This is a genomic window from Pseudomonas sp. GW101-3H06, from assembly GCF_059424605.1.
This window is the reverse complement of sequence record NZ_JBWKZO010000001.1, coordinates 6240737-6253079: the sequence shown is the minus strand read 5'-3', so window position 1 is coordinate 6253079 and position 12343 is coordinate 6240737. Positions and strand designations below refer to the sequence as shown.

Genomic DNA, 12343 nt, shown 5'->3' with positions numbered 1-12343 from the left:
CAGTCAAGCAGTTGTCGACTGATACACCCTGTTCGCGAGCAGGCTCGCTCCCACAGTGATTTCTATACGCCACTTCATAACGCCCTCCTGTCGGCACCGTGCCTGCCCTCGGCTTGTATATTTTTTGAGCTGTGATAGTGTCCAGATAAGCCTCAACCCATCGAGGCTCGTGAAAACCCCGCCTTTTTCTGGCGGGGTTTTGCTTTTTTCGTGCAGAAGAAAGGAGTCTGCCCTGATCATGACCGCACCTTCCATCACCCTTACCCGTCTGGACGTCCAGCGTCTGGAGCGTCTGATCGACAGCCTGGATGAAACCCTGCCGGGCGTTATTGCGCTGCAAACCGAGCTGGATCGGGCCGACACGGTGGTCGGCCACGATGAAGTGCCCGCCGATGTCGTGACCATGAATTCCCGCGTTCACTGCCGTGAAGAGATCAGCGGCAAGGACTATCACCTGACCCTGGTTTACCCCAAGGATGCCAATGCCGACGAAGGCAAGATTTCCATTCTGGCGCCAGTGGGCAGTGCGCTGCTCGGTCTGAAGGTCGGACAGCACATTGATTGGCCGGCACCGGGCGGCAAGACCCTGAAACTGACCTTGCTGGAAGTCGAGTCGCAGCCGGCCAACGGTGGCGACTTTCCGGAGTAACGACCCGATCAGACCTGCCCGAGCGCCTCGTTCAATGCGCGCTCCAGATCGGCCTTGTAACGCAGATACAGATTGCTTGAGCCATGACCATCACCGAGCAGGCCCGACAGGTCCAGATCGGTGATGTAACAGCGGTAGCGCTCGGTCTCGCGGCGCTGCTCGACGATCTCCCGGGCGACCACACTGAACAGTTGGTCGCCATGCTCCAGCTCTGAAAACTCCCGCTGATTACAGTACAAGGTGACGTACGCCTTGCCCGGCGCGGCTTTGCCGACGATCGCCTGTACGTCATAGAACGGTTTGTTGACGGGTGTTTGCGGTGCCGGACGGGCTTCGATCCGGCGCGCTCGGCCTGTACTTGATGGCAGGATCTGGTAATACAGGCTCTCAAGGCTCCGGGGTTGAGTGGCGTCCATCGGCAGCAAGGCCTCGCGCCGGTACTGGATCGACAGCAGGAATCGTTGCAGCGGCACCAGCAGGCTTTGCTCGTCGTGCCATGGCAAGCGTTGCTGCCACAAGGCATTGAATTCATCCAGCACGTACAAATCGGTCTGGTCTTCGTTGATGCGGTAGAACACCTGAATGCAATCCGGCTGGCCCATGGGCAGGAGCAGCGCGAGGTCGTGGTCTTCGAGTGCCATCGAGTCCAGGTGCAGCGGGCTGTAGCGGGTCAGGTCCTCGCTCAGGTAATCGTAGAGCGCCGACAGCGTGGCGAGGGCGACGTGCCTGACCTGGCCGGGCACCAGCTCAAGTACGTGGTAATGCTGCTGGACCTGAATCAAGTAACGATGATTGAGTTTGCTAAGCAGCAGGTTCTGCGCCGTGTCGAGGATGTCCTCGACGCGCTGGGCGATGAACTGCGCACGGTTGTGGCAGAAGCAGCGCACGCGCAATCGGGGTTGCCGCCGGCCTTCCGGCAAGTTGTTGAGGTAGTCGCGCAGGCAATCGAGCAGGGCGTGAGGGCCGTCGAAGCGGCTGACCAATACTTCGTTCCAGCTGTTGAGCGTGACCTGGTCCAGGGTCAGCACCAGGTTTTCCCGAACCCCTGCGTAACTCAGGGAGTCGGTGCGCTCGGTGGTCATCAGGATGTTCAGATCGCGGTGATGCTTGAGCGGATCGACACCGACGTTCACCAGAATCAGCACTTCGCCGGGCACGCTGGCCCGCAGCAAGGGCTCTTCAGCGACGGTCGGCAGAGGCAGGGCAATGGTCTGTTGCAGGCTGCCGAGCAGGTTGAACAGCTCGAATTCGCTCAGGTCGCTACCGCCGGGGTGCAAGGCCAGGCGGGTGCTGCTGTCGATCACACCGTTGCGGTGGCACCAGGTGAGCAGTTCGAGCAATTGGCGGCTGCGCTTGATCGGGGCGAAATGCTCCCACTCAAGAGCGGTCAGGCTGCCGTTGTACAGGCCCCACTGAGATTGCCCCGGTTCTTTCTTGTTTACTGCGTGCACCAGCGTCAGGGTGTCTTCGGCCAGATCCGGGGCGATGCCCGGGTTGATGAACTCGACCTTGTCCGCCTTGCGCTCGAAGGCCGCGTAGAGTCGTCGACCCAGTACGCTGAGGTCGCGCTTGTTGATCAGGCTGACGGTTTGTTCGTTGCGGGCGAACTGGGTCAGGAAGCGATAACTGTAATTCAGCTCGTTGACCAGGGCTCGGCGCTCGGAGCTGACCTGACGGACTTTCCACTGGCTCCGGCTGTCGAGCAGGGCCAACTGGCGTTGGTCCCATCGCCATTCGTGGGCCAGACGCTCGAGTAGTGTGCGTTGCCAGCCCTGGGTACGGCTGCTGCTGCCGGTGAGCTTGCGATTGACCTTCAGATACAGCGCGCGCCGCACCAGCTCCAGGCGTTCGGGCTCGTTGCGGGCGATGAGGTATTCCTCAATGCGCCGGTAAACCACCACGTAAGGGTCCAGTTCATCGAGGTCAAGCCGGTTGGCAAACACGGCTTGCTTGAAGCGCAGGCTCAGGCACTGGACCCTCGGGTGTTCGCTGGCGTACACCTCGGTCAGCAGCAACTTGAGGACCGATTTGTAAGGCGACTCGATGCCCTTGAACAGTTGCCAAAGACCGGCGCCGATGAACTCGCCGGGCGGAATGAACGCCAGCGGTCCCAGGTCGAGGGTTTCGTCGGCGCGGATAAAGCGCTTTGACAGCAACGTGTGGATGTAGCGGTCGTAACTCGCTTCTTCATAGACCGGTACCAGCCACCAGATCGGCGTACGTCCGGCCAGCCAGATCGCGGTGCGATAGAACTCATCGAGCAGCAGATAATGCTGGGTGGTACCGCAGTTTTCGGAGCTGAGCTGGTTATCGCGTTCGCCCCGCACGAAACGCGCCGGGTCGATCAGGAAGAAGTGCGCCTCGGCGCCCTGGCTGGCAGCCCACGCCTCAAGCAACTGACATTTCTTGCGCAGTTCGCCGAGTTCGTTCTCGCTCAAATCCGAGCTGTGGCACACCCACACATCCATGTCGCTCTGGTCGGCCTGGGCGAGGGTGCCGAGGCTGCCCATCAGGAACAGTCCGTGAATCGGTCGTGGCGGGTTGCTGCCGTGGCGTGGTTTATAGGAAAACGAGCGGGTCAGGCGTTGGGCTTCGGCAAGGACGTTGGCGTCGGGTTCGAAATTCGACAGCCCGGCCGGTGTGCTGCCTGAAACATACCCCGGCAACAGCGGATGATTGACGTGGAAAAACAACGGCAGAAGGTTGAGCACCCCTTGCTGGCGGGTCGACAAACCCTCCAGGGCGCGCGCCATGCGGCCTTCGTTGAGTTTTAGAAAACGTGCGCGCAGCTGGCTGAGAACCTTGCGGTCAATTCCCTCGTCCAGATCGGGGCGGATTTCATGGTTGCGGGTCATGTCAGCTCAAACCGGCTCGCAGGGCTCGGACGTGGGGCTCTCGGGTGAAGGCAGTTTAGCGCCTCAGTCCTGGGACATTTAAGCTGATTTTGTTTTTCTGGCGTCAGATTTATACCGCAAGGCGACGCCGGGCTGCAGAGGTTGCCCGCGGAAATCCCGCAGCAGGGGTTTCCGTGGGCGATGCGGTGGAATTCAGGCTGTTTCTTCGGCTTTCAAAATAGTGAGCACGGTTTGCACACTTTGCGCGGCATCACGTCCCAGGCTGGTCAGATAACCACCATCGGGCTGGTCAATCAGTTCTTTTTCGTACAGGCGTTGGGCGGCGGCAATGGCTTTCGGGGCAGCGGTCTGATGAATTTTCAGGCCTTCCTGGGAACTGTCCAGGTTGAAGAGTGCGAGGATTTCCAGTTCGGCAACCAACTCAGGGGTAAGCGACATAAGGACTCCAGACTTTCTAGGAATTGGACGACAGCGCCCCTAAGGTGAACCCGCCGGTGCGGCATGTCCAGTGCTCGCGACAGCCTTTTTTCGCCACGGGATGCATTCCCCGGAGTCGGGGTGGTTTTCTGTAGGAGCGAGCTCTGCTCGCGATGGTCTTGAACGATTACGCGTAAAACCAGCTGCACAGTGACGCTTTCGGGTTTTTCGCGAGCGAGTTCGCTCCTGCAGAAGGGCGGGGGTTAGTTCTTTTCCGGCGGCAACTCTGGCAGTGCACGCAGCGCAGCTTCGTACCATTCGGTGTTGAACGCGCGGTCTTCTTCGAGGATCGCGTCGATTTCTACCGCTAATACGTGGGCCATCAAGTTGAGGATTTCCTCGCGCTCATAACCCACCAGCGTCAGCTTGTTGAACGTCGCCTTCGCCGCTGGCGGGTTTTCGCTTTCGATCTGGTTTTCGATGGCTTCGATCAGCGTGTTCTCGGCGAACTCTTCTTCGTCGATGTCGTCTTGGCTGGTGCCGGGGGTTGGCTCGCTCATGGCAGGCTCCTCTAGGAAAGGTGGCCAGTTTACCTGCATTCAGGGCTGTGATGCTGCTGGCGAGAATGCCCCCGAGGTTCTATAACAGGCACTGCCAACCCCTGCATGGCCTGGAGGCTTTGTGATGCTCAAGCTTTATGGATTTTCTGTCAGCAACTACTACAACATGGTCAAGCTGGCGTTACTGGAAAAAGGACTGCCATTCGAAGAAGTGCCGTTTTATGCCGGCCAGACTCCCGAGGCGCTGGCGATCAGCCCCCGTGGCAAAGTACCGGTGCTGGGCGTCGAGCAAGGTTTCATCAATGAAACCAGCGTGATCCTCGAGTACCTCGAGCAAAGCCAGAAAGGCACACCACTGCTGCCGGGTGATCCCTTTGAGCGGGCGCAGGTGTTGGCGCTGGCCAAGGAGATCGAGCTGTATATCGAACTGCCGGCTCGCGCCTGTTATTCCGAAGCGTTTTTCGGCATGACGCTACCGGATGCGATCAAGGAAAAAACCAAAGCCGAGCTGCTGCTGGGGATTGCATCCCTGGGTCGGCACGGCAAGTTCAGCCCTTACGTGGCGGGCGACAGTCTGAGCGTGGCGGATCTGTACTTTCTGTATAGCGTGCCGCTGGCCTGTGGGGTGGCGAAGAAGCTGTTTGATATCGATCTGTTGGCGGAGCTGCCCGCAGCCAGGGAATTGCTGGATCGTCTGGGGGACAACGCAAATGTCCAACGGATTGCGGCGGATCGGGAAGCGGCGATGCCAGCGTTCATGGCGATGGTCGCGTCCAAGAAGTAGAGTCTTACAGCATTTTGAAGTCAGTCTTCGCGAGCCGGCTTGCTCCCACATTGGATTGTGTCTACACATCTAACCCTGTGGGAGCGAGCCTGCTCGCGAAGCTTTTAGCGGCTTGCGAGTAAAGCCTGGCCGCGTGCTACAGCAGCCTTCACTTGTACTGGAGCCGTACCGCCGATGTGGTTGCGGGCATTGACCGAACCTTCCAGTGTCAGCACGGCGAACACGTCCTGATCGATCTGGTCGCTGAACTTGCGCAGTTCTTCCAGGCTCATTTCCGCCAGGTCCTTGCCGGTTTCCACACCGTACTTCACGGCATGGCCGACGATTTCGTGGCAGTCACGGAATGGCAGGCCGCGACGCACCAGGTAGTCGGCCAGGTCGGTGGCGGTGGAGAAACCGCGCAGCGCCGCTTCGCGCATCATGGCGTGCTTGGGCTTGATCGCCGGGATCATGTCGGCAAAGGCCCGCAACGAGTCGCGCAGGGTATCGGCGGCGTCGAACAGCGGTTCCTTGTCTTCCTGGTTGTCCTTGTTGTAGGCCAGCGGCTGGCCTTTCATCAGGGTCAGCAGGCCCATCAGCGCACCGAACACACGACCGGTCTTGCCGCGCACCAGCTCCGGAACGTCCGGGTTTTTCTTTTGCGGCATGATCGAGCTGCCGGTGCAGAAGCGGTCCGGCAGATCGATGAACTGGAACTGCGCACTGGTCCAAAGCACCAGTTCCTCGGAGAAGCGCGACAGGTGCATCATCGCGATGCTCGCAGCCGAGCAGAATTCGATGGCGAAGTCGCGATCGGACACGTTGTCCAGAGAGTTGCCGCCGACCGCGTCGAAGCCCAGCAGTTGGGCGGTGTATTCGCGGTCGATCGGGTAGGTGGTGCCGGCCAATGCGGCGCTGCCCAGTGGCATGCGGTTGGTGCGCTTGCGGCAGTCGACCAGGCGTTCATAGTCGCGGCTGAGCATTTCGAACCAGGCCAGCATGTGGTGCCCGAAGGTCACCGGCTGCGCGGTTTGCAGGTGGGTGAAGCCAGGCATGATGCTGGCGGCTTCACGCTCGGCCTGCTCCAGCAAGCCTTTTTGCAGACGGGTGATTTCGCCCAGGATCAGGTCGATCTCGTCGCGCAGCCACAGGCGGATGTCGGTGGCGACCTGGTCGTTGCGGCTGCGGCCGGTGTGTAGCTTTTTACCGGTTACGCCGATGCGGTCGGTCAGGCGCGCCTCGATGTTCATGTGCACGTCTTCGAGGTCGACGCGCCAGTCGAACTGGCCAGCCTCGATTTCACCCTGGATGGTCTTCAGGCCATCGGTGATGCTGTCGCGCTCGGCATCGGTCAGCACGCCGACCTTGGCCAGCATGGTGGCGTGGGCGATCGAGCCCATGATGTCGTGGCGATACAGGCGCTGGTCGAAGGTGACGGAGGCGGTGAAGCGGGCGACGAAGGCGTCGACGGGTTCACTGAAGCGGCCGCCCCAGGACTGATTGGTCTTGTCAGTGCTCATGAATTCGCTCGTATCGGCTGAAGAAAGATGGCGTTAAAGCTGCCGCGGATAATAACAGGGTTGCCAAGCCTGTCGCTGACACTGGTCGACTGGTTTTTTCAGGCTGTAAGCCATGCGCTGGGCAAGTCTTGAGGGAATTGCACAATATTTTTCAATTGAGCAATAACGTCCCGGCAACCGTCTACAGTTGGACAGTAGGATCAGCGCACTTCTCGGTGCACACGCTGACTATAAGAAGAGGGGTGTTCATATTGCGTATCAGCAAACCCTGTGGCGATGTGTCGCCAATGCGGGCCTGGGCCGCCAATCGCCCGGCAGATGAAAATTTAGCCGTCGGACCAGCGGCACTTTTTGACGCTCGCGCTAGTCTTAGCGTGGATCGCGGTGACGGACGTCACTTCACCTGTCTACGCTATCCTTGTGCGAGACTCACGCAGGAATCCAGCGCAATATGAATGTCCTGATCGTTGATGACGACCCCCTTGCCCGCGAGCGCCTGAGCCGAATGGTTGGTGATCTCGAGGGATACAGTGTCCTGGAGCCAAGCGCCACGAACGGCGAAGAAGCACTGGCACTGATCGACAGCCACAAGCCGGATATCGTTCTGCTCGATATTCGCATGCCAGGCCTCGACGGCCTGCAAGTGGCCGCGCGATTGTGCGAGCGCGAAACCCCACCCGCCGTGGTGTTCTGCACAGGTTCCGATGAATTTGCCGTGGAAGCCTTACAGGCCAGCGCCGTAGGTTATCTGGTGAAACCGGTGAGAACTGAACATTTACATGACGCATTAAAAAAAGCCGAACGCCCCAATCGCGTCCAACTCTCGGCCCTGACCCGTCCGGCCGCCGAAAGTGGCAGTGGCCCTCGCAGCCATATCAGCGCCCGCACCCGAAAGGGGATCGAGCTGATTCCGCTGGATCAGGTGGTCTATTTTATCGCCGATCACAAATACGTGACCTTGCGCCACGAAGCCGGCGAAGTGTTGCTTGATGAACCGCTCAAGGCCCTCGAAGACGAATTTGGTGACCGTTTCGTGCGCATCCACCGCAATGCATTGGTCGCGCGCGAGCGCATCGAGCGCTTGCAACGAACGCCTCTGGGGCATTTCCAGCTGTTCCTCAAAGGCCTGAACGGCGATGCATTGATTGTCAGTAGGCGCCATGTGGCCGGCGTACGGAAAATGATGCAACAGCTTTGATTCGCTGATCACAGGCGGATTTCACACCCGATTGCCGGAGATCCGGGGCCAGGGAGGCCGAGTAGTTTCTGATACAAGTCAAAGTGGATTTGGCTGAGCTGTTATTATCTGCCGTATCTATTCAGTACGGATTGATCCATGTCCTCTCGCCAGATCCGCATCGCCACCCGCAAAAGTGCTCTCGCCCTGTGGCAGGCCGAATACGTCAAAGCCCGTCTGGAAGAGGCTCATCCGGGCCTGCTCGTGACGCTGGTCCCGATGGTCAGTCGTGGCGACAAGCTGCTCGACTCGCCGTTGTCGAAAATCGGCGGCAAGGGCCTGTTCGTCAAAGAACTGGAAACCGCGCTGCTGGAAAACGAAGCCGATATCGCCGTGCACTCCATGAAAGACGTGCCGATGGACTTCCCGCAAGGCCTGGGCCTGTTCTGTATCTGCGAGCGCGAAGACCCGCGTGATGCATTCGTCTCCAATACCTATGCCAGCCTTGAGGCGTTGCCGCCCGGCAGCATCGTCGGTACCTCTAGCCTGCGCCGTCAGGCCCAGTTGCTGACTCGTCGTCCGGACCTGGAAATTCGTTTCCTGCGCGGCAACGTCAATACGCGCCTGGCCAAGCTCGATGCCGGCGAATACGACGCTATTATCCTCGCGTCCGCCGGTTTGATCCGGCTGGGATTTGAGGATCGCATCACCTCGGCCATCAGTGTCGACGACAGTCTGCCGGCCGGTGGCCAGGGCGCGGTGGGGATCGAGTGCCGCAGTGCTGACAGTGAAATCCACGCGTTGCTGGCACCACTGCATCACCAGGACACCGCCACCCGTGTGACCGCCGAACGTGCCCTTAACAAACACTTGAATGGCGGCTGCCAAGTGCCGATCGCCTGCTACGCCGTGCTTGAGGGCGAGCAGGTCTGGTTGCGTGGCCTGGTGGGTGATCCAAGTGGCGGTCTGTTGCTCAGCGCCCAGGCACGTGCGCCGCGTGGCGATGCCGAAGCCCTGGGTGTGCGCGTGGCCGAAGACCTGTTGAGCCAAGGTGCCGCTGACATTCTGAAAGCGGTCTATGGCGAGGCGGGTCACGAGTGACAGGCTGGCGCCTGCTACTGACGCGTCCGGCGGATGAGTCGGCGGTGCTGAGTGGTCTCTTGGCCGAACAGGGGATTTTCAGTAGCAGCTTGCCGCTTTTGGACATCGTGCCGATCCCCGCCTCTGACACAATGCGTGACGTGATCCGAGGCCTGGATCGCTATTGTGCCTTGATCGTGGTCAGCAAGCCCGCCGCACGGATCGGCATCGAACTGCTCGACCGGTATTGCTCGCAAACACCGCGCGTGAAGTGGTTCAGCGTCGGCGCGGCGACGGCGCAGATTCTTCAGGATCGCGGCTTGGACGTGAGCTTCCCGGAGGAAGGCGATGACAGCGAAGCCTTGCTTGAGCTGGCGAATTTGCGCGAGGCTGTCGCGCGGCCTGATCCGCGTGTGCTGATCCTGCGCGGGGAGGGTGGTCGCGAGTGGCTGGCTGAGCGCTTGCGAGAGCGAGGTGCTAGTGTCGAGTATCTGGAGTTGTACCGCCGCGAGCTGCCGCCATACCCGCCGGCAGCGCTGTCGGAACTGATCGAAGCGGAACGCCTGAATGCGCTGGTGGTCAGCAGTGGACAGGGTTTTGAGCACCTGCATCAATTGGCTGGCGATGCCTGGCCGCAGTTGGCGCGGATGCCGTTGTTTGTACCAAGCCCCAGGGTCGCCGAGCTGGCACGTGCCGCCGGGGCCCTGACAGTTGTGGATTGCCGTGGCGCCAGCGCCGCGGCTTTGCTAACGGCGCTACGGGAGCATCCCGTGCCCGTTCTCTAATGCAAAGGATGGATACGTGAGCGAAACAGCCTTGCCTAAAGATGACGTCCGGCCAGTGCTCGATGCACCAGCCGATGCTCCTGTTGATGAAGTGCCGCCGCCACGTGATGCGGTACAGCGCCGAGGCAATGGGCTGGCAATCGTCGCGCTGCTGCTGGGTGCTGCCGGTGTCGCGGTAGGTGGTTGGGGTGCCTGGCAGGTGCGTCATCTGCAAGCGACCAATCAGCAGCACTTGAGACAGGTGCAAGCGTTGAGCGACGAGGCGCAAAGCCTGAAACTCAATGAGCAGCGCCTTAGCGCGCGCCTGGAACAATTGCCCGGCGCCGATGTACTGGAAGAGCGCAGTCGTCTGGTGGTTCAACTGCAGGGCGATCAGCAGCGACTCAATCAGCGTCTGGAAACCGTCCTCGGGGCCAGCCGCAAGGACTGGCGCCTGGCTGAAGCCGAGCACTTACTGCGTCTGGCCAGCCTGCGCCTGTCTGCGTTGCAGGACATCAGCAGTGCCCAGGCCCTGGTCCAGGGTGCCGACGAAATTCTCCGCGAACAAAATGACCCCGGTGCCTTCGCCGCTCGCGAACAGGTGGCGAAAACCCTGGTGGCCTTGCGCAGCACCGAACAGCCGGATCGCACCGGGCTGTTCCTGCGCCTGGGTGCGCTGCGCGATCAGGTGGTCGGTCTCACCGAGCTGGCCCCCGAGTACAAGGACCGTGGCGAATCCCTGCTGGGCCTGACCGCCGACGGCGACGGCGCCAGCCGCTGGGCGCAATGGTGGGATCAGATCTCGCGCTACATCCGTATCGATTTCAACGCCGATAAAAATGTCCGTCCGTTGCTCGCCGGGCAGAGCCTGAGCCAAGTGCGTCTGGCACTGAGTCTGGCACTGGAGCAGGCGCAATGGGCTGCGCTCAATGGCCAGGCGGCGGTTTACAGCCAGGCGCTGGACGAGGCACGGGACGTGCTCAAGGGCAACTTCAACCCGGACAACCCGCAGAGCAAAGTGATGCTTGAACAGGTGGCCGAGCTGAGCAAGCAGCCTGTCACGGTGGTAACTCCGGATCTGACCGGTACGCTGAGCGCGGTTCAAGGGTATCTGGAGCGGCGCAATGTCAACGCCGAAGACTCGATCAAACCGCTGGCCAAGCCTGCTGCGAACGCCGCACAGGAGGCCACGCCATGAAGCGCCTGTATGTGATCGTGTTTCTGGCCATTGCCGCCGCGGCGGCGCTGGGGTTGGCGATTGCCGAGCATTCCGGTTACGTGTTGATTGCCTATAAAAGCTTTCGCTTCGAGTCGAGCCTGTGGGCGACACTGGCGCTGGTCGCCGTACTCTGGCTAGTGTTCTGGGGCATCAAGGCGTTGATCGAGTTGGTGACGACGTCCGGCGGTGTGGTCAATCCGTGGTCACGGCGCAACCGCAGTCGCCGGGTACAGGTGGCGATCGAACATGGTCAGCTGGACTTGGCCGAGGGTCGCTGGGCCAGTGCCCAACGTCATCTGCATCGTGCTGCGGAAGCCGAGCGTCAGCCGCTGCTTTATTACCTCGGCGCTGCCCGTGCAGCGAACGAACAAGGGCATTACGAAGAGAGTGACAGCCTGCTGGAACGTGCGCTGGAGCGTCAGCCGCAGGCCGAGTTGGCAATCGCCCTGAACCACGCGCAATTGCAGACCGACCGAGGCGATACCGAAGGTGCCCTGACGACTCTGCAAGCCATGCACGAGCGCCACCCTCATAACGCACAGACCCTGCGCCAGTTGCAGCGCCTGCACCAGCAACGGGGCGACTGGTCGGCAGTGATTCGCCTGTTGCCGGAACTGCGCAAGGACAAAGTCCTGCCGCCGGCGGAACTGGCCGAGCTGGAACGCCGTGCCTGGGGCAAGAATCTTTCCCTGGCGGCACATCAGGAAGCGGACGGGACCGTCGGTTTGCAGTCGCTCAACCGTGCCTGGCAGCAGCTGACTGCGGCTCAGCGGCAGGAGCCGCCATTGGTGCTGGCCTATGCCGAGCAGCTACGGCAACTGGGGGCGCAGGTCGAGGCCGAGGAAGTCTTGCGCACCGCGCTAAAGCGCAGCTATGACAGTCACCTGGCGCGTCTCTACGGGCTGGTTCGTGGCAGTGATCCGGCTCGCCAGTTGCAGCTTGCCGAAAGCTGGCTCAAGGATCATCCCGCCGACCCGAGCTTGCTGCTGACGCTGGGGCGCCTGTGCCTGCAAAGCAGTCTGTGGGGCAAGGCCCGGGACTATCTGGAAAGCAGTCTGCGCGTGCAGCGCAATCCGGAAGCCTGTGCCGAACTGGCGCGGCTGCTGGCGCAGATGGGTGACACCGAGCGTAGCAATCAGCTGTTCCAGGAAGGGTTGGGATTGCTCGATGAGCGCTTGCTGGCAGCGCCGTTGCCGGTACCCGTTCGCGCTTGATTAAGTCCGAGCTTCAACCGATGACCTTGTGGCGAGGGCGCTTGTCGAAGCGCCGCACAGTCCCGCTGGGCTGCAAAGCGGCCCTCATGCCACAACGGATGCACTTCAACGTTGGATTTTTTTAC

The 12343-nt window shown here is 60.8% G+C and carries 11 protein-coding genes and 1 pseudogene; 8 read left to right on the top strand and 4 right to left on the bottom strand.

The annotated features are described in order from the left end of the window. The first annotated feature begins 238 nt into the window (after positions 1 to 238). Positions 239 to 649 carry a nucleoside diphosphate kinase regulator gene (rnk, locus tag AC07ZE_RS28865; RefSeq protein ID WP_207267714.1) on the top strand — a complete coding sequence of 137 codons (411 nt, stop codon included), beginning with the start codon at positions 239 to 241 and terminating at the stop codon, positions 647 to 649. Positions 650 to 657: 8 nt separating this feature from the next. Here rnk and AC07ZE_RS28860 read toward each other — a convergent pair whose 3' ends face one another. The 3 genes from AC07ZE_RS28860 to AC07ZE_RS28850 form a co-directional block, all read right to left on the bottom strand. Next, entirely contained in the window at positions 658 to 3504 is a 2847-nt protein-coding gene (locus tag AC07ZE_RS28860) for a class I adenylate cyclase (protein ID WP_207267713.1), read from the bottom strand. Between the two features lie 192 nt (positions 3505 to 3696). Further along, a complete protein-coding gene (locus tag AC07ZE_RS28855) occupies positions 3697 to 3942 on the bottom strand; it encodes a TIGR02647 family protein (protein ID WP_095196231.1) in 246 nt (81 codons plus the stop codon). A gap of 242 nt (positions 3943 to 4184) precedes the next feature. After that, positions 4185 to 4481 (bottom strand): hypothetical protein, encoded by a 297-nt coding sequence (locus tag AC07ZE_RS28850; protein WP_207267712.1) that lies wholly within the window; start codon positions 4479 to 4481, stop codon positions 4185 to 4187. Between the two features lie 124 nt (positions 4482 to 4605). Between AC07ZE_RS28850 and AC07ZE_RS28845 the strand changes: the two genes are divergently transcribed. Continuing rightward, a complete protein-coding gene (locus AC07ZE_RS28845) occupies positions 4606 to 5265 on the top strand; it encodes a glutathione S-transferase family protein (protein WP_207267711.1) in 660 nt (219 codons plus the stop codon). A gap of 104 nt (positions 5266 to 5369) precedes the next feature. Here AC07ZE_RS28845 and argH read toward each other — a convergent pair whose 3' ends face one another. After that, positions 5370 to 6764, bottom strand: coding sequence for an argininosuccinate lyase (gene argH / locus AC07ZE_RS28840; RefSeq protein WP_207267710.1), 1395 nt, complete (start codon positions 6762 to 6764; stop codon positions 5370 to 5372). Positions 6765 to 7102: 338 nt separating this feature from the next. On the opposite strand from argH, the pseudogene AC07ZE_RS28835 reads away from it, so the two are divergent. The 6 genes and pseudogenes from AC07ZE_RS28835 to AC07ZE_RS28810 form a co-directional block, all read left to right on the top strand. Then, positions 7103 to 7219 (top strand): annotated as a pseudogene (locus AC07ZE_RS28835) (sensor histidine kinase); the annotation flags it as partial. After that, positions 7216 to 7962 carry a LytR/AlgR family response regulator transcription factor gene (locus AC07ZE_RS28830; RefSeq protein WP_207267709.1) on the top strand — a complete coding sequence of 249 codons (747 nt, stop codon included), beginning with the start codon at positions 7216 to 7218 and terminating at the stop codon, positions 7960 to 7962. The pseudogene AC07ZE_RS28835 and the gene AC07ZE_RS28830, both read left to right, overlap by 4 nt. A 138-nt stretch (positions 7963 to 8100) precedes the next feature. Continuing rightward, the gene (gene hemC / locus AC07ZE_RS28825) at positions 8101 to 9042 is read left to right on the top strand and encodes a hydroxymethylbilane synthase (RefSeq protein ID WP_207267708.1); all 942 of its coding nucleotides are present in this window, start codon (positions 8101 to 8103) and stop codon (positions 9040 to 9042) included. Next, positions 9039 to 9806 carry a uroporphyrinogen-III synthase gene (locus AC07ZE_RS28820; protein WP_207267707.1) on the top strand — a complete coding sequence of 256 codons (768 nt, stop codon included), beginning with the start codon at positions 9039 to 9041 and terminating at the stop codon, positions 9804 to 9806. Before hemC ends, AC07ZE_RS28820 begins: the two co-directional genes overlap by 4 nt. Before the next feature lie 16 nt (positions 9807 to 9822). Further along, positions 9823 to 10983, top strand: coding sequence for a uroporphyrinogen-III C-methyltransferase (locus AC07ZE_RS28815; RefSeq protein WP_207267706.1), 1161 nt, complete (start codon positions 9823 to 9825; stop codon positions 10981 to 10983). Next, on the top strand, positions 10980 to 12218 hold the full coding sequence (locus AC07ZE_RS28810) for a heme biosynthesis protein HemY (protein WP_207267705.1): 1239 nt from the start codon (positions 10980 to 10982) through the stop codon (positions 12216 to 12218). Before AC07ZE_RS28815 ends, AC07ZE_RS28810 begins: the two co-directional genes overlap by 4 nt. Positions 12219 to 12343: the final 125 nt, after the last annotated feature.